This window comes from Streptomyces sp. NPDC001204 (genome assembly GCF_053598035.1).
In genome coordinates this window covers 180,442-200,804 of record NZ_JBSFJL010000011.1, presented here as the reverse complement: position 1 = coordinate 200,804, position 20,363 = coordinate 180,442, and the positions used below count along the sequence as shown (strand labels likewise).

Annotated in this window: 16 protein-coding genes; 6 read left to right on the top strand and 10 right to left on the bottom strand. The window is 73.2% G+C overall.

Annotated features, from left to right (window positions below):
* Positions 1-141: 141 nt before the first annotated feature.
* From ACWC91_RS18080 to ACWC91_RS18070, 3 genes are all read right to left on the bottom strand, one after another.
* On the bottom strand, positions 142-1,425 hold the full coding sequence (locus tag ACWC91_RS18080) for an aspartate aminotransferase family protein (protein ID WP_281154229.1): 1,284 nt from the start codon (positions 1,423-1,425) through the stop codon (positions 142-144).
* Positions 1,422-2,264 carry a nitrilase-related carbon-nitrogen hydrolase gene (locus ACWC91_RS18075; RefSeq protein ID WP_281154228.1) on the bottom strand — a complete coding sequence of 281 codons (843 nt, stop codon included), beginning with the start codon at positions 2,262-2,264 and terminating at the stop codon, positions 1,422-1,424. Before ACWC91_RS18075 ends, ACWC91_RS18080 begins: the two co-directional genes overlap by 4 nt.
* A gap of 166 nt (positions 2,265-2,430) precedes the next feature.
* Entirely contained in the window at positions 2,431-3,069 is a 639-nt protein-coding gene (locus ACWC91_RS18070) for a ScbR family autoregulator-binding transcription factor (protein ID WP_450644554.1), read from the bottom strand.
* Positions 3,070-3,179: 110 nt separating this feature from the next.
* Between ACWC91_RS18070 and ACWC91_RS18065 the strand changes: the two genes are divergently transcribed.
* The gene (locus ACWC91_RS18065; RefSeq protein ID WP_450644556.1) at positions 3,180-4,157 is read left to right on the top strand and encodes a ScbA/BarX family gamma-butyrolactone biosynthesis protein; all 978 of its coding nucleotides are present in this window, start codon (positions 3,180-3,182) and stop codon (positions 4,155-4,157) included.
* A gap of 267 nt (positions 4,158-4,424) precedes the next feature.
* Entirely contained in the window at positions 4,425-5,207 is a 783-nt protein-coding gene (locus ACWC91_RS18060) for an HAD family hydrolase (RefSeq protein ID WP_450644558.1), read from the top strand.
* Positions 5,208-5,268: 61 nt separating this feature from the next.
* On the opposite strand, the gene ACWC91_RS18055 is transcribed toward ACWC91_RS18060, so the two are convergent.
* The gene (locus ACWC91_RS18055; protein WP_225078243.1) at positions 5,269-5,520 is read right to left on the bottom strand and encodes a helix-turn-helix domain-containing protein; all 252 of its coding nucleotides are present in this window, start codon (positions 5,518-5,520) and stop codon (positions 5,269-5,271) included.
* Between the two features lie 43 nt (positions 5,521-5,563).
* On the opposite strand from ACWC91_RS18055, the gene map reads away from it, so the two are divergent.
* Both map and ACWC91_RS18045 read left to right on the top strand, forming a co-directional pair.
* Entirely contained in the window at positions 5,564-6,331 is a 768-nt protein-coding gene (map, locus tag ACWC91_RS18050) for a type I methionyl aminopeptidase (RefSeq protein WP_225078244.1), read from the top strand.
* A 214-nt stretch (positions 6,332-6,545) separates the two neighbouring features.
* On the top strand, positions 6,546-9,104 hold the full coding sequence (locus tag ACWC91_RS18045) for an ATP-dependent Clp protease ATP-binding subunit (RefSeq protein WP_225078245.1): 2,559 nt from the start codon (positions 6,546-6,548) through the stop codon (positions 9,102-9,104).
* 84 nt (positions 9,105-9,188) lie between these two features.
* On the opposite strand, the gene ggt is transcribed toward ACWC91_RS18045, so the two are convergent.
* Complete coding sequence (ggt, locus tag ACWC91_RS18040; protein ID WP_225078246.1) at positions 9,189-11,000, bottom strand: gamma-glutamyltransferase; 1,812 nt, start codon at positions 10,998-11,000, stop codon at positions 9,189-9,191.
* Between the two features lie 135 nt (positions 11,001-11,135).
* Between ggt and ACWC91_RS18035 the strand changes: the two genes are divergently transcribed.
* Positions 11,136-11,897 carry a hypothetical protein gene (locus ACWC91_RS18035; protein WP_225078247.1) on the top strand — a complete coding sequence of 254 codons (762 nt, stop codon included), beginning with the start codon at positions 11,136-11,138 and terminating at the stop codon, positions 11,895-11,897.
* Positions 11,898-12,264: 367 nt separating this feature from the next.
* Here ACWC91_RS18035 and ACWC91_RS18030 read toward each other — a convergent pair whose 3' ends face one another.
* The 4 genes from ACWC91_RS18030 to pcaDC all read right to left on the bottom strand — a co-directional run bounded on the left by ACWC91_RS18030 (position 12,265) and on the right by pcaDC (position 15,648).
* Positions 12,265-12,705, bottom strand: coding sequence for a DUF6278 family protein (locus ACWC91_RS18030; protein ID WP_225078248.1), 441 nt, complete (start codon positions 12,703-12,705; stop codon positions 12,265-12,267).
* A gap of 91 nt (positions 12,706-12,796) precedes the next feature.
* Positions 12,797-13,576: an exodeoxyribonuclease III gene (locus tag ACWC91_RS18025; RefSeq protein WP_225078249.1), complete on the bottom strand. Its 780-nt coding sequence runs from the start codon at positions 13,574-13,576 to the stop codon at positions 12,797-12,799.
* A gap of 57 nt (positions 13,577-13,633) precedes the next feature.
* Entirely contained in the window at positions 13,634-14,269 is a 636-nt protein-coding gene (locus ACWC91_RS18020) for an MBL fold metallo-hydrolase (protein WP_225078250.1), read from the bottom strand.
* An 83-nt stretch (positions 14,270-14,352) separates the two neighbouring features.
* Positions 14,353-15,648, bottom strand: a complete 1,296-nt coding sequence (gene pcaDC, locus ACWC91_RS18015; RefSeq protein WP_281154223.1) for a bifunctional 3-oxoadipate enol-lactonase/4-carboxymuconolactone decarboxylase PcaDC — start codon at positions 15,646-15,648, stop codon at positions 14,353-14,355.
* 269 nt (positions 15,649-15,917) lie between these two features.
* On the opposite strand from pcaDC, the gene ACWC91_RS18010 reads away from it, so the two are divergent.
* Entirely contained in the window at positions 15,918-17,027 is a 1,110-nt protein-coding gene (locus ACWC91_RS18010) for a PP2C family protein-serine/threonine phosphatase (RefSeq protein WP_225078252.1), read from the top strand.
* Positions 17,028-17,481: 454 nt separating this feature from the next.
* On the opposite strand, the gene ACWC91_RS18005 is transcribed toward ACWC91_RS18010, so the two are convergent.
* Entirely contained in the window at positions 17,482-19,515 is a 2,034-nt protein-coding gene (locus ACWC91_RS18005) for an SWIM zinc finger family protein (RefSeq protein ID WP_376504861.1), read from the bottom strand.
* Between the last annotated feature and the right edge of the window lie 848 nt (positions 19,516-20,363).

Sequence of the window (20,363 nt, the reverse complement as noted above, 5' to 3'; positions counted from 1 at the left end):
GCCCCGTCACGACGCCCGGCACGCACTCTCGCCGCACCGCCCGAAAGCCCAAGTACATCCAGTACGAGGACTTCCGGCCGGCACACCGAGAGCACGCACCGGACGCCGCTCCTTGACGGGCAAACTTTGCCTGCCGCGGCACTAGTAGGCGGCGCGCAGTGCGCCCTCCAGGATCGCGGCGCCCTCCTCGGCCTCCGCGACGGTCAGGGACAGCGGCGGGGCGATGCGCAGGGCGCTGGTGTTGTGTCCGCCGCCCTTGCCGATGAGCAGGCCGTCCCGCCGGGCCGCCTCCAGCACCGCGGTGGCCGCCTGCGGGTCGGCCTGGTCCGTCCCCGGCCGGGTCAGTTCGACGCCGATCATCAGCCCGCGTCCGCGGACCTCGCGCACGCCGGGCAGTTGGGCGGCGACGGCCCGCAGCCGCTCGATGAGGAGTCCGCCGACGCGCCGCGCGTTGCCCTGGAGGTCGTGTTCCACGAGGTAGTTGAGGTTGGCGAGGCCCGCGGCCATGGTGAGCTGGGTGCCGCCGAAGGTGGAGATGCTGTTGGCGTCCAGGCAGTTCATGATCTCGGCGCGGGCGACGACCCCGCCGATGGACGTCCCGTTGCCGATGCCCTTGGCGAAGGTGACGATGTCGGGCGGTCCGCTGGATGCGTGCGCCTGCCAGCCCCAGAAGTGGTCGCCGGTGCGGCCCCAGCCGGTCTGCACCTCGTCGGAGATCCACAGGATGCCGTGCTCCTGGAGCACGTCCCGGAAGGCGGCGTACAGGCCGTCGGGCGGGGAGGTGAAGCCGCCGACGCCCTGGACGGGTTCGGCGATCAGCGCGGCGGGCGGGCGGGTGTGGCCGAGGAGGTCCCTGAGGTCCTCGACGCAGGCGGCGATGAACTCGGCGTCGCTCAGGTCGGCGAACGGGCCGCGGGTGCGTACGCCGCCGTGGACGTACAGCGTCTGGAGCGGGGACAGGGAGGTCGGGGACCAGCCGCGGTTGCCGGTGATGCCGACGGCGCTGAAGGAGCGCCCGTGGTAGCTGTTGCGCATGGCCAGGACGGTGTTGGCTCGCCGGTACGTCGTCGCCAGCAGCAGGGCGGTGTCGTTGGCCTCGGTGCCGGAGGTGGTGAAGAACACCCGGGCGTCCGGAATTCCGCTCAACTGGGCGACGCGCTCGGCGAGTTCGACCATCGGGCGGTTGAGGTAGAGCGTGGAGGAGTGGATGATCCGCCCGGCCTGCTCGGTCACCGCCTTGGTGACCTCGGGCAGCGCGTGGGCGGTCATGGTGGTGAGGATTCCGCCGAAGAAGTCGAGGTAGCGCCTGCCGTCGGCGTCCCAGACGTGGCGTCCCTCGCCGTGGGTGATCTCGATCGGGTCCTCGTAGTAGAGCGCCAGCCAGTCGGGCGTGACGGCCCGGTGACGGTCGTACAGGTCGCTCACGGCTGCACCAGCCCTTCGTAGGCGTCGGGGCGGCGGTCGCGGTAGAAGGCCCACTGCTGCCGCACCTCTTCGATGACGTCGAAGTCGAGGTCGCGGACGAGGAGTTCCTCCTTGGAGTCGTCGGCGACGTCTCCGACGAACCGTCCGCGGGGGTCGACGAAGTAGCTCGTTCCGTAGAAGTCGTTGTCGCCGTACTCCTCCCGGCCGACGCGGTTGATCGCGGCGACGAAGTACTCGTTGGCGACGGCGGCGGCCGGCTGTTCCAGCTGCCACAGGTAGGCGGACAGGCCGCGGTGGGTGGCGGAGGGGTTGTAGACGAGCTGGGCGCCGTTCAGGCCGAGTTGCCGCCAGCCCTCCGGGAAGTGGCGGTCGTAGCAGATGTAGACGCCGACCCGGCCGACGGCGGTGTCGAAGACGGGCCAGCCGAGGTTGCCGGGTTTGAAGTAGTACTTCTCCCAGAAGCCCTTGACCTGCGGGATGTGGTGCTTGCGGTACTTGCCGAGGTAGCTGCCGTCGGCGTCGATCACGGCGGCCGTGTTGTAGTAGAAGCCGGACTGCTCGACCTCGAACACCGGGACGACGATCACCATGCCGGTCTCGCGGGCGAGTTCGCGCATGCGCCGCACCGTGGGCCCGTCCGGCACCGGCTCGGCCCAGCGGTAGTGCTCCGGCTCCTGGACCTGGCAGAAGTACGGCGCGTTGAAGACTTCCTGGAACCCGATGATCCGGGCACCCTGACGAGCCGCCTCGCGGGCGTGCTCCTCGTGTTTGGCGACCATGGACTCGGTGTCGCCGGTCCAGGTGGCCTGGACCAGGGCCGCACGGACGACGTTGGCCATGAGCTGCTCCTTCGACGTACGTCAGAGCCTCTACGCCCGTAGAACAGGCCTAGAGGCACGAACGTAAGCCTCTTCTCGTGGCTTGCCAAGACCATTGTCGTCAACCCGCGAAGTCGATCGTGTTTCGCACTCCTGTGGGTGAGCGCGGGGGCCGGCGGCAGGGGCGTCACGACGAGGCCGGGACCGGGGCACTCGCCCTGGCCAGCAGGTCGCGGGGCGCCGCGGGGCCGGCCTGGAGCCCGGGAAGCAGCAGCAGCCACAGGGCGGCCAGGCGGTCCTCGATCAGCAGGCGGTCGTCGAGGACGTCGGAGAGCGTGTGCAGGCCGAAGAAGGCGGCGACCAGGGTGGGAGCGTCCCGGCCGGGCTCCGCCCCCGGGGCCAGTCCTCCCTCGCTCCGGGCGGCGGCCAGCATGCGTTCGACGGTGGCGATCCAGTCCACGAACGGCGGGGGCATCTCCACGTCGATGGACCGCCGCTCGGCCCACAGCCGCGCGCCGGCGCGTACGACGACGTCGTCGCGGAACGCCCGGGCCACCGAGAAGCTCAGCCGCACCAGCCTCTCCAGGGCGGGCCCGGCCACCGACTCGTGCTGTGCGACCAGGGCCGGCCAGGCGGCGAAATGCGCGGTGACGACGGCGAGGGCGAGCTGCTCCTTGTTGGTGTAGTGGAAATAGATGGCCCCGCTGGTACGTCCGGACCGTGCGCTGATGTCGGCGATGCTGGTCCCCGTGTAACCCCGTTCGAAGAACAGGTGAGCTGCTGCCTGCAATACGGCCCTGCGGGTTTCCTCCGCCCGTTCCTGCACGCGTCTCCCTCGTCCGTAGGTGCGTCGCGAGGAAAAATCTATCGGCCTTTGCCGCCCGGCCGGGAGAGCCCAACATGCGAAACTCTTAATAGTCTTATTAGCATTTTTCCATGGACTCCGGATCGCGCACACGGGATTCCCGCACCCCGTCGACCGGGTCCGGCGACCCCACCGCCCTTTCCCGCCGTTCCGCGCCTTCGCCGCCTTCCCGGCCCTCCCCGCTCAACCGGTCCCGGACGGTCGAACGCGAACTGGTCCACCGGACCTCCGTGGCCGAGGTGTTGCTGACCGACGTCCGCCCCCACGGTCCGCTCTCCTTCCGCGCCGCCGCCGCGTGGCCGCGCTCGCATCCCACGTTCCCCCGCGGACGCGACGACCGGCACAGCCCCTGGATGATCGTCGAGACCCTGCGCCAGCTCGGCATCTACATCCCGCTGCGCCACCTGGACGTGCCCCGCACCGCCCGGTTCCTGATCGACGACCTGTCCTACGCCCTGGACGTGGACGCGGAGCCCACGGCACCGCACGGGGCCAGCGAGGTCACCTGCCTGGTCAGGGTGAGCGGCCTGCGCACCGACCGCGACGGAAACGAGCTGACCGGGCTGCGCATGCGGGTCGACTTCCTGGCCGGCCGACGGCCGTTCGCCCGCGCGGCGGGCGGGGCGCGGTTCCTCGACGCCGAGCGCTACGACCGGCTCCGGTCCGGCGCCGGCGCGGCCGTGCCGGCCGGAGCCGGGCCGCGGCCCGAACCCGCCCTGCTGGGGCTGGCGTCGGAGTCGGACGCCGTCGTCGCCGCGGCCGGCGGGGAACTGCTGGTGTGCCCCGCCGACCCGCGTCATCCGTTCCTGTTCGACCACGGAACGGACCACGTGCCCGGGACGGCCCTGCTGGAGGCGGCGCGGCAGGCGATCGCCCTGCGCAGCGGAGGACGGCTCGTGCGCCCCGTCGCCTGCCGGATGTCGGCCCTGCGGTTCACCGAGCACGCCCCGCCCGCCGTCATTCACTGCTCCCCCCAGGGCCGCACCGGCGAATTCCTTTTCCGGCAGGGCGGCACCACCACGGCCGAAGGCGTATTGCGATACCCGTGAGGTGTCACCCACACGTGCGTATTGCGGCAGTGGATGTCCGCGACCGGTCAAGTGGAGCGTAACGTTCATTATGTTTCCGGTTCCGGATGAATTCCCGGGAACCACGCAGTGCGGTGCGTGTGACCACCTCACTTCTCAACCATCCCTGTCCGCCTGCGACTTCACGCTGCCCTGAAACGCGTGACGAACAGCAGGCGCCGACGTCCACGACCGGCGGATCGTGCCGCCCTCCGGCAGGTCCGTCCCGCGCCAGAACGGCAAGAGCACATGGCCACACATCACATGTTCGACCTCGACTGGACCCCCGAAGCCGTCGTCTTCGACTGCGACGGCACGCTGGTGGACTCCGAACGGCACTGGCAGCAGGCCCGGGTCAGCGTCCTGCGGGACTTCGGCTGCGAACCCGGCCCGGACTTCACGGAAGGAGCGAAGGGACTGCACTACACCGAGTGCGGCGCCGTCATGGCGCGCGTCGCCGGGAGGCCGGACGCCGCCGAGGAGATGACCGAGCGGTTGCTGACGACCTTCCGCACCCTCGTCGCGCGCGAGCCCGTGGCCGCGCGCGGCGCCAAGGGGCTGGTGACGATCCTGAGCCGGGTCGCACCGCTGGCCGTGGCCAGCAACTGCCCCGCCGACGTGGTGGAGTTCTCCCTGGAGTCGGTGGGCTTACGGCACCACTTCCGGCACATCGTCGTGCCCGACGAGGAGGTCCGCCCCAAGCCGCACCCCGGCACCTATGCGGAGGCCGTGCGCCGCCTGGGAGTGACCGACGGCAACACCCTGGCCGTGGAGGACTCGGTCAACGGGTTGAAGGCCGCGGCGGACGCCGGCCTGCGGGTGGTCGGGGTGGGCCCACGACCGGGCCCCGAGGCCGCCACCCTCGCCGACCTGTGGGTGGGCGCGCTGGACAACGCGGGCCTGATGGCCTGGGCTTCCAGCCGCCCCAGAACCGTCCGGCTCAGGACCGGCGCCCCCGGCGCGGCGCCGGGCCGCCCCGCGGTTCCGCCGCCCGGCGGCCCCAGCCGGTCCGACACCACGTCCGCCCCCTGAGTCCCGTACCGCCCGCGGTGGTCCACCCCGTGCCGACGGCCACCGCGGGCGGTGCGGACGGTCACACCGCGGCCAGCGCGCTCCGCTCCGCCAGCTCCTCCATGGACAGCCCCAGCACCCGAGCCAGCGCGGCGACCGTGAAGAAGGCCGGGGTCGGGGCCCGGCCCGTCTCGATCTTGCGCAGCGTCTCGGCCGAGATGCCCGCGCTCGCCGCGACCTGAGCCATGCTGCGGTCGCCGCGCGCCGCGCGCAGCAGACGGCCGAGCCGCTCACCGCGCTCGCGTTCCTCGGGGGTCAGGGGGGTACGCACCATACCGGCATCCTACCGCGATTCAAATACCGGTATAGTAATTGGCATGGTGGAACTGAAGACGGATGCGTCGATCGACGCGATGTACGAGGCCGGCCAGGTCGTGGCACGGGCCCTGACCGCGGCACGCAAGGCCGCCGGCGTGGGAGTGTCCCTGCTGGAGCTGGACGAACTGGCCCACGACGTCCTGCGGGAGGCGGGCGCGGCCTCGCCGTTCCTGGGCTATCGGCCCTCCTTCGCCCCGACCCCCTTCCCGGCCGTGCTCTGCGCCTCGGTGAACGACGCGATCGTGCACGGGATCCCCACGAGGTACCGGCTGCGCGACGGCGACCTCGTCTCCCTGGACTTCGGCGCGAAGCTCGGCGGCTGGGCCGGCGACTCGGCGATCAGCTTCGTCGTGGGCCGGCCGCGCCCCGCGGACCTGCGGCTGATCGAGACCGCCGAGCGGGCGCTGGCCGCGGGCATCGGGGCGGCCGTGGTCGGCAACCGGATCGGCGACATCGCCCACGCCATCGGCTCGGTGTGCCGCGCGGCGGGCTACGGCATCCCGGACGGGTTCGGCGGCCACGGCATCGGCCGCCAGATGCACGAGGACCCCGGCGTCCCGAACGAGGGCCGGCCGGGCCGGGGCCTGCCCCTGCGTCACGGCATGGTCCTCGCCATCGAGCCGATGCTGATCGCCGGCGGCACGGACGGCTACCACGCGGCCCCGGACGGCTGGACCCTGCGCACCGACGACGGCTCCCGAGCGGCCCACGTCGAGCACACGGTGGCGATCACGGAGACGGGCCCGCGCATCCTCACGGAACGGTAGGGCCACCCGCTCGAAGGGCGCGGGGCCGTATCCATGTGCGGCTCCGCGGCGCGGGCGCGACCAGCCGCGACGCACCCGCAGCCGCACGACGGCACCGTGCCCGGCCCCAGGGGCGCTCCGTATGCCGTCCGCGGGAACTCGTGCCATCGTGGCATGAACGACCCCCACACCGGTTACCCGGCGGGAGCCACTGTCAGCGACGGAACGGACAGCGATGACCAGCGGCTTCAACGGCCCGGAGGGCGACCGCGACCGCGACCCCTTCGGTGAACTCTTCGCCCGCTTCTTCGGCGGACCGCGCCCCGGCCCCCGGCAGATAGACATCGGCCGGCTGCTGAGCCAGCCCGCCAGGGAGCTGGTGCGGGGCGCGGCGCAGTACGCCGCGGAGCACGGCAGCCATGATCTGGACACCGAGCACCTGCTGCGGGCCGCCCTCGCCGCCGAGCCCACCCGCAGTCTGCTCAGCCGGTCCGGTGCGGACCCCGACTCGCTCGCGACGCAGATCGACGAGCGGGCCGGCCCCGTTCAGCACCCGCCGGGCGAGGCGCCACCGCCGACCTCCCTCTCGCTCACCCCGGCCGTCAAGCGCGCCTTCCTCGACGCACACGACATGGCACGGGCCAGCGGCGCCGGGTACATCGGTCCGGAGCACGTGCTCAGCGCGCTCGCCGCGAACCCCGACTCGGCGGCCGGGCACATCCTGAACGCGGCCCGGTACGCCTCCTCCGGCCTGCCGCCCGAGACGCCGGACGCCGCCGCGCCGCCCGGGACGGAGCGGCAGCGGTCCACCTCGACACCGACCCTGGACCGGTACGGGCGCGATCTCACCGAACTGGCCCGGCAGGGGCGCATCGACCCGGTGATCGGGCGGGAGCAGGAGATCGAGCAGACCATCGAGGTGCTCTCCCGGCGGGGCAAGAACAACCCGGTGCTCATCGGTGACGCGGGCGTCGGCAAGACCGCCATCGTGGAGGGGCTGGCGCAGCGGATCGCCGACGGGGACGTGCCCGACGTCCTGACCGGCCGCCGGGTGGTGGCGCTGGACCTGACGGGCGTCGTCGCGGGCACCCGGTACCGGGGCGACTTCGAGGAGCGGCTGAACAACATCGTCACCGAGATCCGCACCAACTCCGAGCGGCTGATCGTCTTCATCGACGAGCTGCACACCGTCGTCGGCGCCGGCGCGGGCGGCGAGGGCGGCGCGATGGACGCGGGCAACATCCTCAAGCCCGCCCTCTCCCGCGGCGAGCTGCACATCGTGGGCGCGACGACGCTGGAGGAGTTCCGGCGGATCGAGAAGGACGCGGCGCTGGCCCGCCGGTTCCAGCCGATTCTGGTGCCCGAGCCGTCCGTCGCGGACGCGCTGGAGATCCTGCGCGGGCTGCGCGACCGCTACGAGGCCCACCACCAGGTGCGGTACACCGACGAGGCGCTGGTGGCCGCCGTGGAGCTGTCCGACCGCTATCTGACGGAGCGCCGTCTGCCGGACAAGGCGATCGACCTGATCGACCAGGCCGGTGCCCGGGTGAAGCTGCGGGCACGCACCAAGGGCACCGACGTACGGGCCATGGAGCGCGAGGTCGAGCAGCTCACCCTGGACAAGGACCAGGCGGTCGCGGACGAACAGTACGAGCAGGCCACGCAGTTGCGCGACCGGATCACCGAGCTCAAGCAGCGGATCGGCCAGGCCACCGGCGGCGGCGAGGCCGACGAGGGTCAGCATCTGGAGGTCACCGCGGAGGCCATCGCCGAGGTGGTGTCGCGGCAGACCGGCATCCCCGTCAGCAGCCTCACGCAGGAGGAGAAGGAGCGCCTGCTCGGCCTGGAGCTGCACCTGCACCGGCGGGTCGTCGGCCAGGAGGAGGCCGTGAGCGCGGTCTCGGAGGCGGTGCTGCGCTCCCGCGCCGGGCTGGCCAGTCCGGACCGGCCGATCGGCAGCTTCCTGTTCCTCGGCCCGACCGGCGTCGGCAAGACCGAGCTGGCCCGGGCGCTGGCCGAGGTCCTGTTCTCCAGCGAGGACCGCATGGTCCGCCTGGACATGAGCGAGTACCAGGAGCGGCACACGGTCAGCCGGCTGGTGGGCGCCCCGCCCGGGTACGTCGGTCACGAGGAGGCCGGCCAGCTCACCGAGGTGGTGCGCCGGCACCCGTACTCGCTGCTGCTGCTCGACGAGGTGGAGAAGGCGCACCCGGACGTCTTCAACATCCTGCTCCAGGTGCTCGACGACGGGCGACTCACCGACTCCCAGGGCCGCACGGTGGACTTCACCCACACCGTCATCGTGATGACCAGCAACCTCGGCTCCGAGGCGATCACCCGGCGCGGGGCCGGCATCGGGTTCGGCCCGGGCGGTGCGGAGGCGGACGAGGAGGCGCGGCGCGAGCAGATCCTCAGGCCGCTGCGCGAGCACTTCCGGCCCGAGTTCCTCAACCGGATCGACGAGATCGTCGTCTTCCGCCAGCTGACCGCCGATCAGTTGCGGCAGATCACCGACCTGCTGCTGGAGAAGACGCGCCGGCTGCTGCACGCGCAGGGCGTCACCGTCGAGTTCACCGAGGCGGCCGTGGACTGGCTCGCCCGGCACGGCCACCAGCCCGAGTACGGCGCCCGTCCGCTGCGCCGCACCATCCAGCGCGAGGTCGAGAACCAGCTCTCCCGGCTGCTCCTGGCCGGCCGGGTCCGCGAGGGCGGCCGGGTCGTGGTGGACGCGAAGGACGACCGGCTCACGTTCGACACCCAGAACAAGGAGCCCGCTCCTTCGCCCACGGAGTGAACGAGCCTGGCGTGAACGGCGGGGCCCGCCGTCCCTTCCGGGAGGCGGGCCCCGCCGTGCCGGCCGGCATGTCACCGGCCCGGGTCACGGCGACGGATTCACCACCATCGCCGAGCCTCCGCCCCGGCGCACCTTCTCCGCGGCGGCCAGCCACCTGCCGTCCGGCAGGCTCTGGACGCCCGTGGCGGCGCCGATCTCGGGATTGAGCTTGAAGGAGTGGCCGATCGCCTCCAGCTGCTTCTTCAACACGCTGTCGTAGAGGGCCGGTTCGAGTTCGGTCTGCGCGGCGTTGCGCTGGCTGGCGCGCGGTGCGGCGATCGCGTCGACCAGGGACAGGTGCCGGTCGAGGAACCCGGTCAGGGTCTGCAGCACGGTGGTGATGATGGTCGCCCCGCCCGGCGAACCGAGCGCCACCACCGGCCGGTCGTGCCGGTCCAGCACGATCGTCGGCGAGATCGACGAGCGCGGCCGCTTGCCCGGACCGGGCAGGTTCGGGTCGTGCACGGCCGGGTTGGCCGGGGCGAAGGAGAAGTCCGTCAGCTCGTTGTTGAGCAGGAAGCCCCGGCCGGGCACGGTGATGCCGCTGCCGCCGGTCTGCTCGATGGTGAGGGTGTAGGCGACGACGTTGCCCCATCGGTCGGCGACCGTCAGGTGCGTGGTGTTCTCGCCCTCGTACGTCGTCGGCGCGGCCGTGCCGCCGCGGGAGCAGGCCGCGGGGTGGCGCGGGTCGCCGGGTGCGAGCGGGCTGGTGAGGGCCGCGTCGTCCTTGATCAGGCAGGCCCGGGAGTCGGCGTACTTCTGCGACAGCAGTTGCTTCGTGGGCACGTTCTCGAAGGCGGGGTCGCCGACCCAGCGCCCGCGGTCGGCGAAGGAGATCCGGCTCGCCTCGATGAAGTGGTGCAGGTACTGGAACTCGCTCGCCGTCGAGAGCTCCGAGCGCTGCAGGATGTTGAGCGCCTCGCCGACGGTCGTGCCACCGGAGGAGGAGGGCGCGATGGAGAACACGCGCAGGCCCCGGTACGAGGTCTGCGTGGGCGCCTGGAGCTTGGCCCGGTAGGCCGCGAGGTCCTTGGCGGACAGCTTGCCCGGGCGGGCGTTCCAGCCGGACTTCGGGTCGACGGGCGGGTGGTTGACGGTCTTGAGGATGTCCTTGCCGAGGTCGCCCCGGTAGATCGCGCCGACGCCCTTGGCGGCCAGCTCCTGATAGGTGCGGGCGAGGTCGGGGTTCTTCAGGGTGGAGCCGACCGCCGGCGGCTTGCCGCCGGGCAGGAACAGCTTGGCGGTGTCGGGGAAGTAGCGGAAGCGGGTCTCGTTGGCGGCGGTCTGCGAGCGGAAGGTCTCGTCGACGGTGAAGCCGTCGCGGGCCAGCTTCTCGGCCGGCTTCAGGACCGTGCCCAGCCGTCTGGTGCCCCAGTGGTCCAGCGCCGTCTGCCAGGTGGCGGGCGTGCCCGGGGTGCCGACGCTCAGACCGCTGGTGACGGCGTCGTCGAAGGCGAGCGGCTTGCCGTTCTCCGTGAAGAGCGTCGAGTCGGCGGTCAGCGGGGCGGTCTCGCGGCCGTCGATGGTGTGCACCGTGCGGGAGCGGGCGTCGTAGTAGACGAAGTAGCCGCCTCCGCCGATCCCGGCGGAGTAGGGCTCGGTGACGCCGAGGGCGGCGGCGGTGGCGACGGCCGCGTCGACGGCGTTGCCGCCCTGCTTGAGCACCTCGATACCGGCGGCGGAGGCGTCCGCGTCGACGCTGGCCACGGCGCCGCCGTAGCCGGCCGCCACGGGGACCTTCTGGACCGGTCTCGGCTTCGCCTCCGGCTGGGCGGTGGGCGGCGCCGCGGCTCCCACCGTCACCACGGCGGCCGAGACCGCCAGGACCGCCAGTTTCCGTGCGACAGGGCGACGCATCCGCACCTCCACGCTGATTGTGGTTCGGTTGCCTGATCGTTCGCGCAGCTTAATTCATTGCCATGCTCCCGTCAGGCGGACAGGGCCGGTCGGGTGTCGAACAGAAGTACGCAGGACCGGCTACCATGCGCGGCCATGAACGACGACGTGCGCAACATCGTCCTGGGAGTGGCCGCGACAGGGGTCAGCGCCGCGTTCGGCTGGCTGGCCCGCACCTATCTGTGGCGGCGCAGGCTGCGCCGCCAGCAGGCGTTCTTCGGGCTGCCCGACAACGCCGAGTCGCTGCTCGTGGTCAACCGCGACCCGGCGACGGCGGAACTCGCGGTGCACCGGTTCGACGTGTTCGCCCTGCTCGAACTGGCCGCGCTGATCAAGAGCTGCGGCGCGAACGTCCAGATGGTCACCCAGGACACGGTCCATCAGGGATTCGGCGAGCGCACGGAGTTCTGCGTGGGGGGTCCGGGGTCGAACCGGCGGATGGTGGCGCACATGTCCGCCATGCTCCCGGGCGTGCGGGTGAACACCGACCGGGAGCCGGGCCCGGACCAGTGCGCCTTCCGGATCGGCACCGAGCACTACCGCATGGACTCGGGCGTCACGGAGTACGTGCTGCTGGCCCGTCTCACCGCGGGCGAGCGCGGCGGCAGCCGGCCGGTGTTCCTGTTCTGCGGACAGCGCGCGATCGACAACCAGGCCGCGACCCGCTACCTGGCCCGCAACCACGAGCGGCTGCACCGCAAGCACGGCAACGGCTCCTTCGTGCTGCTGCTGAAGGTGATCAACTCCCAGGCCTACGGCCCGGACGTGGTCGAACTCGTCGCGGACGTGACCCGCGCGGCACGGGCCCCCCTGCCGGAGCCCGCGAGCGATCCCTCAACAAGCGTTACCAGCACGTAACTCACGGCGGCGCCCACGGCGAGCCGTCCGGTGTGGATCCGCGTCGAGCACAACCCGTCCGGCGCGCAGCTGACCTTCCCCTCGCCGGCGGACGACCCGTCATATCGGTCCGTCCCACCGCGCGAGCAGTGATCTCCGGCTGCCGCCGGCCGGGTATGGCTCTCTGTGACCTGCTGCCCCCTACGGTCGAGGGGCCGCCGTGGGGGTGCCTCACCCGGCAGCAGCGTCCCCGTCCCGGTGGCGGTGGGCCAAGGGACGCCATCACCACAGGGACGAGCGGAACATCGTAGTCGAGGTCGGGCGCGCCTGGCCCGGCGGTATGGAGGAACGCCCTTCGGGGGCCGTGCGGCCACGCTCCTCCCGGCGCTCACGCCTCCGCGATCTCCGCGTACAGCTGGGAGAGTTCGGGCACCCCGGAGCCGGCCCAGTCGTGGCCGGCGGTCACCACGTCGATCTCGCGCCCGGAGGCCAGCCTGACGACCGGACGGCCGCCCGGCCCGATCTCCCAGCCGGCGCCGGGCACGGTCCGCACGACGACCGTGCCCAGGTACAGCCCGGCGTCGTTGCCGAGCCAGGTCAGGGTGTCCTCGTCGTCGCGCCAGCGCGGCAGCAACTGGTCCAGTGCCTCCAGGGAGGCGGCGGAGTCGTCGAGCCGGAGGCCCGCCCCGGACACCTGGGAACGCAACAGCTCGCACTCGGAGAGGAGTTGGGCGAGGCCCGCCCGGCCCTCGGATCCCTCGGGGAACACCACGGCACCGAAGGACGAGTCCTGCCTTTTGCGCCACCTGCCCAGGAAAGGGATGTCCATGGCCCCAGGGTGACATCCGCACCGCCGGTGGCACCACAGGCGCGCGGGCCCTGGCACCGCGCCCGATCCGGCCTGATCCGAACGAAAGACCCTAGACGTCGAGGTCCACCACCACCGGGGCGTGGTCGGACGCGCCCTTGCCCTTGCGCTCCTCGCGGTCGACGTAGGAGTCGGTGACCGCCTTCGCGAAGGGCTCGTTGGCGTACACCAGGTCGATGCGCATGCCGCGGTTCTTGGGGAAGCAGAGCTGGCGGTAGTCCCAGTACGTGTAGGGGTGGTCGTACTTCAGGGGCCGGGGGACCACGTCCGAGAGGCCCACCTCGCGCAGAGCGGTCAGGGCGGCGCGCTCGGCCGGGGTGACGTGGGTGGCGCCCTCGAAGGCGGCGCGGTCGTAGACGTCGTCGTCCGTCGGCGCGACGTTGTAGTCGCCGAGGACGGCGAAGGGGCGGCTGCCGCCCGCGTCGCCGGCGACGGCCGCCCTGAGGGCCTCGAACCACTGGATCTTGTAGGCGTAGTGGGGGTGGTCCACCTCACGGCCGTTGGGCACGTACACCGACCAGACGCGGACCGGGCCGCAGGTCGCCGAGATGGCGCGGGGCTCCTCCACGCCCTCGTAGCCGGGGTCGCCGGGCAGGCCGCGGACCACGTCCTCGAGCCCGACGCGGGAGAGCACCGCCACGCCGTTCCACCGTCCGGTGGCGTGGACCGCCGCCTCGTAGCCCAGTTCGCGCAGCTGGTCGAAGGGGAACTGGTCCTCGGCGACCTTGGCCTCCTGGAGGCACAGCACGTCCGTGCCGCTGCTCTCCAGCCAGGCCAGCAGCCTGGGCAGACGGGCGGTGATCGAGTTCACGTTCCAGGTCGCGATGCGCATGCCTCACAACCTACCGGGCACCGCTGACAACGCCCTCCGCCCGGCTCCGGGCCCGGCTCAGACCTCCGCCGACGCCCCCGGCGTCAGCCGCAGGTGCTCCGCGCCGCCCAGGGCGCCGATCTGCCGGTCGTAGATCGGGCGGGCCAGGTCGGTCAGGAGGGCGTCGTGGATGTCGTAGGCGCGCTGCGGCCCGACCTCGCGGACGTAGTCGATCACCTCGGAGATCTTGTTCCAGGGCGCCATCACCGGCAGCATCAGCGTCTCGACCGGGACGTCCGGCACGGTGAGCGCGTCGCCCGGGTGGAAGACCCGGCCGCCGTCGACGAGGTAGCCGACGTTGGTGATGCGCGGGATGTCCGGGTGGATCACCGCGTGCAGCTCGCCGTGGACCTGCACGTCGAAGCCCGCGGCGGTGAAGGTGTCGCCGTGGCCGACGGTGTGGACGCGGCCCGGGAAGGCGGCGGCGATCTGCTCCGCGACGGACTTCAGGGTCCAGATCTCGGTGCCGGGGCGGGACTCCAGGGCGGCGCGCAGACGCCCCTCGTCGAAATGGTCGGCGTGCTCGTGCGTGACCAGGATCGCGTCCGCTCCGGACGCGGCGTCCTGCTCGCTGAACCCGCCGGGGTCGATGACGAGCGTCCGCCCGTCCTTCTCCAGACGAACGCAGGCGTGCGACTTCTTCGTGAGTCTCATGCTCCCCAGCCTGGACCACCCGCGCGCCGGGCGCGCGGGTGGCCGCGGGTGGCGGCGCCCGGGGCCGGGGGGCACGCCGGGGGTCACTCCGTGAGCGTCGTCTCCTCACGTATGACCTGCTGGGCGATCCCGAAGGCGGCGCCCGCCGCGGGAATCCCGCAGTACACCGCGGTCTGCAGCAGCACCTCCTTGATCTCGTCCGGGGTCAGTCCGTTGCGCAGGGCGGCCCGGGTGTGGGCGGCGAGGTCCTGGAGGTGGCCGCCCGCGACCAGGGCGGTGAGGGCGACGCTGCTGCGGGTGCGCCGGTCGAGTCCGGGCCGGTCCCAGATCTCGCCCCAGGCGTAGCGGGTCAGGAACTCCTGGAAGTCGCCGGAGAAGTCCTCCGCCTCGGCGAGCGCCCCGTCCACGTGCGCGTCGCCCAGCACCTCGCGGCGGATCTTCAGACCGATGCCGTACCGGTCCGGCCCGCCCGCCACCTGCGCCGGTACGGGCGCCGGGGCGATCTCGGCGATGGGCGAGGCCTGCGGGGGCGCGGCGAGCACCGGCTTGACCGGGGGCCCGACGATCGCCATGTGCCCTGTGGTCGAGTCGTATCCGGGGTGCCAGGCGGTGGAGAAGTGCCGGACCAGCAGGTCGGTCACGGCGACGGGCTGCTCCACCGGCACCAAGTGGGAGGCGCCGGGCACGACGGCCAGGCGCGCGTCGCGGATGCCGGCGACCAGGGTGCGCGCCTCGGCGGGGCCGGTGACCTGGTCGTCGGAGCCGACCAGGACCAGCGTGGGCACGCCGATGCGGCCGAGGTCGGCGCGGGCGTCGAAGACGGCCAGCGCCTCGCAGGCGGCGATGTAGCAGCCGGGGTCGGTGGTGCGCACCATCTGCACGGCCCAGTCGGTGATCGCGGGCTGCGCGGCGGCGAAACCACTGGTGAACCAGCGTTCCGGGGAGGTGCGGGCGATCGGGTCGAGCCCGTTCGTCCGCACGATCACCCCGCGCTGCCGGAACTCGTCGGGAGTGCCGAACCGCGGCGAGGTGGCGATCAGGGCGAGGGAGGCGAGGCGTTCCGGGTGGCGCAGCGCCAGTTCGACGCCGATCGCGCCGCCGAGCGCGCACCCGGCGTAGCCGAAGCGCTGTACGCCCAGTCCGTCCAGGGTGGCCAGCAGCCGGGTGACCAGGTCGGAGACCGAGTCGGCGGGATGCGCGGGCGCTCCGCCGTGTCCCGGCAGGTCGAACCGGAAGACACGCCACTGCTTCGTCAGCTCCGGGACCTGCCGGTCCCACATGTGCCAGGTCGTACCCAGTGAGGGACCCAGGATCAGGACTGGGGCGTCTTCCCGCCCGTCGAAGCGGTATTGCAGGGTGTTCGTCGGTGTGTCACTCACGCCCTGCACGCTCTCACATCACACAAATTCTCACGTGCTTGGGTCGGAGCCCCTCGCAAGCCGTCCCAGGTTGTGGTGACTTCGCGAAGATCCTCTCCTTGTCGGCTTTGACGGGAAGTGACGGTCTCTTCTCAGAGGTGTGCAAGGCGTGTTGCCTTCGCCGGTCGGCCGACGGCGCCTTCCTGCGGCCGGTCGCCACGACCTCCGAGGAGCGGATGGGGCAGAGCGTCCAGGCTGCCGTGTCCGAGTGGGGGGTGTAAGCAGGAAGCATGCGTCCAGGGCGGCGGATCTCTCACCGCTTCCACTCGTGGCAGGCCAGCGACGCTCTGCTCGCGGTGCCGCTCGGTCTGATCGCCGCCATCCTCGTCGCCGACATTCTGACCGGGCCCCACGTACCGCTGGGGCCGCTGCTGATCGTGGCACCCGCGATCACCGCCTCCTTCGCCAGTCCCTTCGTCACCGCTCTGGTCGGCGCCATCGCCGTGGGAGCCCTGCTCGGCGTCGGCGCGGGGTTCCGCCTGCTGACCACGGAGAGCGTGGGCGCGCAGATCATCTCCCTGGTCGTGGTCTCGGTGGTCGTGACGGTGTTCCGCTATCTGCGCGAGCGGCACAACCGCGAGCTGGAGCAGGTACGCAGAGTGTCGGAGGCCGCGCAGCGAGTGGTGCTCAGGCCCCTGCCCAGACGCATCGGGCCGCTGCGGGTGGCGTCGGTGTACCTGGCGGCTCAGGAGGAGGCGCTGATCGGCGGCGACCTGTACGCGGCCGTCCGCACCCCGACCGGTACGCGGCTGATCATCGGCGATGTGATGGGAAAGGGCCTGACCGCGATGGGCGACGCCTCGCTGCTGCTGGGCGCCTTCCGGGAGGCCGCGCACCGGAAGGCGGCCCTGCCCGAGCTGATGGCCTACCTGGAGCGCAGTGTGTGCTGGAACCTGGCCGAGCCCACCGAGCCGGGGCAGGAGGGGGAATGCTTCATCACGGCCGCGATCATCGACATCCCCGACGCGCTGCCGCAGGCGCAGATGGTGACCTGCGGGCACCCGCCGCCGTTGCTGCTGCGCGGCCGGCAGGCCGTCACGCTGCGCCCCAGCGCTCCCGCTCCGCCGCTGGGCCTGGGCGAGCTGAGCACGCCGGAGTACCGGGTGGACACCTTCCAGCTGGAGCCCGGGGATCTCCTGCTGCTCTACACCGACGGTGTGGTCGAAGCACGCGACCCCGGGGGCGTCTTCTACCCGCTCGCCGCACGGGCCATCTCCTGGGCGCAGGACAGCCCCGTGGCTCTGGTCCATCACCTGCGGGCCGATCTCCTGGACCACGTCGGCGGACGCCTGGCCGACGACGCCGCCGTGGTCGCGCTGCAACGCACCGCCGGTCCTTAGGCCACGGAAGCCCGAGGAAGCGCAAGGAGCAGGTACTGGCCATCCACGGATCAGGCATGGGCCGCCGACGGGTCGGGCGGGGCCCCCGACGGCCGCCAGGGGCCGCCCCTCGGGTCCGGCAAGGTCGCCCACGGGTCCGGCAGGGCGCCCACGAATCAGACAGGCACCGGGCTGCCTACGGGATGACGCGGGCCCCGCCCGAAGGGGCCCGCCAGGATCAGACGGGGCCCCGCCCGAAGGGGCCGCCAGGGCCGCCCCTCGGGTCCGGCAAGGCCGCCCGCGAGTCTGGCAGGGCGCCCACGAATCAGACAGGCACCGGGCTGCCTACGGGATCAGGCGGGCCCCGCCCGCCAGGATCAGACGGGGCCCCGCCCGAAGGGGCCGCCAGGGCCGCCCCTCGGGTCCGGCAAGGCCGCGGGTCCGGCAGGACGCCCACGGGTCCGGCAGGGGGCCGTCAGAGGGCGCCCGGTGCGCCCAGGCCGGTCAGGGCGCCGACCGGGTCGAGGTCGGGGGTGCCGCGGGGCCACCAGTCGTCGCGGTCCGGCTCCGATTCGTACGCGTACCACAGGCCGTCCCGGCCCAGGCGGAGCTGGAGGTGGCCGCGGGGGTGGGTGAGCCGGTTGCGCCAGGGGCGGAAGGCGGGCAGGTCGGCGGCGAGGAGCAGCGGGCGCGCCCGGTCGAAGCGGCCCGCCGGAGGGTCCCAGGGCTCCTCCAGGACGGCGAGTCCTTCCGGGCCGCCCTGCCGCCAGGCCGCCACCGCCCGCGCCAGTTCGGCCGTGCCGCGGCCGGTGGCGGAGGCGAGCGAGGCGTACAGGGAGCGGGTGGCCGCGGTCAGTCCGGAGCCGGGGCGGGCGGCGGCGAGGCGTACCGCGTCCTGCCACAGTGTGAGCCCGCCGACCGGGTCGCGGCCGGTGGTGAGCAGGGCGTGGGCGCGGGCGGCGGCGTCCGTGGCCAGCTGGTCCAGGGCGAACGGGTCGGGGCCGCCCGGCGCCGCCGGATACACCGGGGGCTGCTCCGGGTGCGGGGGTGCGGGCAACGGAGCGGGCAACGGCGGGCGTCGCCGCTCGGCCAGTGCCTCGCCCGCGCGCACGCCCGGGAACGGCTCCGGTTCCCGCTCCTGCGCGGCGCGGGCCGCGCGGCTGGCGTTCAGCCGGGACAGGGCGTCGAGCAGTTCCCGCTCGCCCCGGCCGCGGAGCAGCAACAGGACGAAGGGGTCCGCGTCCAGCAGGCGTGCGGTCTGGTAGCAGAGGGCGGCGGCGTGTTTGCAGGGGTGGCCGTGGTCGGGGCAGCTGCAGTGCGGCTCCAGGTCTCCGGGGCCGGGGAGCAGCGGAACCCCGCAGTCGGCGAGCGACTGGGGCATCTCCTTGTCGAGGAGCGCGGCGATGTGCCCGGGGCGCTCCGCGACGGCGTCCAGGAACCGGTCCCAGTCGGCGTCGTCCAGCGTCCGCAGCCGCACCTGGACCCGGTACGGGCGCGGCCGGCTCCCCTGCACGTACGCCAGGACCAGCCCCGGGGTGACGGTGACGGCGTCCACGTGCCCCGTCTGCGCGTACCCACGCCCACGGGCCAGCCGCGCCGCGTCCAGCGCGCCCTCCTCCAGCGCGTCGACCCATGCGTCGCCCCACCAGGTCTCGGCGAACCGCCCCCCTTCCACCGCCCGCGCGGGGAACGCCGGAAAGGTACGCCGAAGTTCGCCGTCCCGGCGGGGGGAGGCCATGCTCCGGGGGACCCGGGGCGGCACGGGGGGCTCGGCGCCGTCCCGCGCCGGTGGGAATGAGGCACTTCCGGGGCCCGCCCCGGCCGAGGACGGGGACGGGGACGCCTGACGGCCGTACGCCCGCCTGCCCGCCGAGGCGGCTTCCGAGGTACTTGCCGAGGGGGCGCCCAGGGTTCCTGCCCAGGGGTCGTCCGGGGCGCCCAATGAGACGCCGTCCCCCGTCGTGGCTGAGGGGGCTTCCGGGGCGCTTACCGAGGGCCCCTCCCCCATCGCCGCCGAGGGGGCGCCCGGGGTGCCTGCCGAGGCGCTGTCGCGCATCGCGGCTGAGGGGGCGCCCGAGGTACCCGCTGAGGCGGCGTCCGAGGTGGCTGCCGGGGCCCACTCCTCCGTCCCCACCAAGTGGACGTCGGGGTTGGCACCCAGGGTGCGGGGCTGTGGGGTGGGGTTCGGTGAACTGTCACAGGGTGCGGACGAGGTGTCCACGGCGGGGGCGACGAAGGCGGCCTCCTGCGGCGTGCCGTTCGGAGAGTCACCGGACGAGGTGGGCGTCGTGTCTGCGCGGGAGGCGACAGAGCCGCCGTCCTGCGGCGTGCGGCTCGGAGAGCCGTCGGACGGGGTGACCGGGGTGGTCGTCAGGACGCCCGCCGGGGCGTCTTCCGGGGTCCCCGCCACGGCGCCCTGCGACGCGGCAGCCCAGGCCGCGCTCGGGATCGCTGCCAGGGCGCCCGCAGTAGCGAGGTCCTCCCCCGAGGACACGGGTGCGGGCGGGATCGTCCGAGGCTCGGGGCACCCCTGATCGGTCGGGCTGTTGCCGCCGGCGTTCGCAGCGTGGCCGAGCGCAGCCGGGGGCGTCCGGAAGGGGCCGGTGGGCGCGTCGGCGTGGGTAGCTGCCCTGTCGTGTTCGGCCGCGGTTCCGGCCGGGGAGTCGGCGGGCGCCGGCGGCGTCGCTCGACGCGGGGCCGGGGTCCGACGACGAGCTGCCCTGGTCTCCGCCTGCGTGGCCTCCGCACGGGCCGCCCGCCGGGCCAGGGCGCCGCGCAGCGCCTCCCGCGCGGCGTCCGAGGGACGTGCCCCCGCGGGCGGCCGTGGCACGGCTCCGTCCCCTGGGGTGCCGGAGGCCGCCTCCGGCCGGGGCACCGACGCATCCGCGTCCACCGCACGCACCGCCTCCGAGGAGCGGGCCCCCGCCGACCACCGCAGCGCGGCGCCGTCCCCCGGACCGCTGGAGGCCGCCTCCGACCTGGGCACCGACGCATCCGCGTCCACCGCACGCACCGCCTCCGAGAGACGCGCACCCGCGGGTCGCCGTGGTGCGGTGCCGACTGCCGAGGTACCGGAGGGTGTCTCCGGTCGGGGTCCCGACTCGGCCGCGTCCGCGTCCTGCGTGGTGGCCCCGGCGTCCGCGGCGCCGTTCACCGGACCGCCGGAGGCCGCCTCCGACCTGGGCACCGACTCATCCGCGTCCGCGTCCTGCGTGGTGGCCCCGTCGTCCGCGGGGCCGTCGCCGCGCCGGGCGTTCACCGCGCGCCGCAAGGCGTCACGTGCGGCGTCCCCGGGACGGTTCCCCGCACCGGCCGGATCGCCCGGAACGTGCTTGCGGTGGTCCGCGGGGCCGTCGG

What these genes read in the sequence shown, in the direction of transcription:
- ACWC91_RS18075 (WP_281154228.1), bottom strand. Translation starts at nt 2,264, where the DNA reads ATGGCCAACGTCGTCCGTGCGGCCCTGGTCCAGGCCACCTGGACCGGC.
- ACWC91_RS18065 (WP_450644556.1), top strand. Translation starts at nt 3,180, where the DNA reads ATGGACTCCGGATCGCGCACACGGGATTCCCGCACCCCGTCGACCGGG.
- ACWC91_RS18060 (WP_450644558.1), top strand. Translation starts at nt 4,425, where the DNA reads ATGGCCACACATCACATGTTCGACCTCGACTGGACCCCCGAAGCCGTC.
- ACWC91_RS18055 (WP_225078243.1), bottom strand. Translation starts at nt 5,520, where the DNA reads ATGGTGCGTACCCCCCTGACCCCCGAGGAACGCGAGCGCGGTGAGCGG.
- map (WP_225078244.1), top strand. Translation starts at nt 5,564, where the DNA reads ATGGTGGAACTGAAGACGGATGCGTCGATCGACGCGATGTACGAGGCC.
- ACWC91_RS18045 (WP_225078245.1), top strand. Translation starts at nt 6,546, where the DNA reads ATGACCAGCGGCTTCAACGGCCCGGAGGGCGACCGCGACCGCGACCCC.
- ggt (WP_225078246.1), bottom strand. Translation starts at nt 11,000, where the DNA reads ATGCGTCGCCCTGTCGCACGGAAACTGGCGGTCCTGGCGGTCTCGGCC.
- ACWC91_RS18035 (WP_225078247.1), top strand. Translation starts at nt 11,136, where the DNA reads ATGAACGACGACGTGCGCAACATCGTCCTGGGAGTGGCCGCGACAGGG.
- ACWC91_RS18030 (WP_225078248.1), bottom strand. Translation starts at nt 12,705, where the DNA reads ATGGACATCCCTTTCCTGGGCAGGTGGCGCAAAAGGCAGGACTCGTCC.
- ACWC91_RS18025 (WP_225078249.1), bottom strand. Translation starts at nt 13,576, where the DNA reads ATGCGCATCGCGACCTGGAACGTGAACTCGATCACCGCCCGTCTGCCC.
- ACWC91_RS18020 (WP_225078250.1), bottom strand. Translation starts at nt 14,269, where the DNA reads ATGAGACTCACGAAGAAGTCGCACGCCTGCGTTCGTCTGGAGAAGGAC.
- ACWC91_RS18010 (WP_225078252.1), top strand. Translation starts at nt 15,918, where the DNA reads ATGCGTCCAGGGCGGCGGATCTCTCACCGCTTCCACTCGTGGCAGGCC.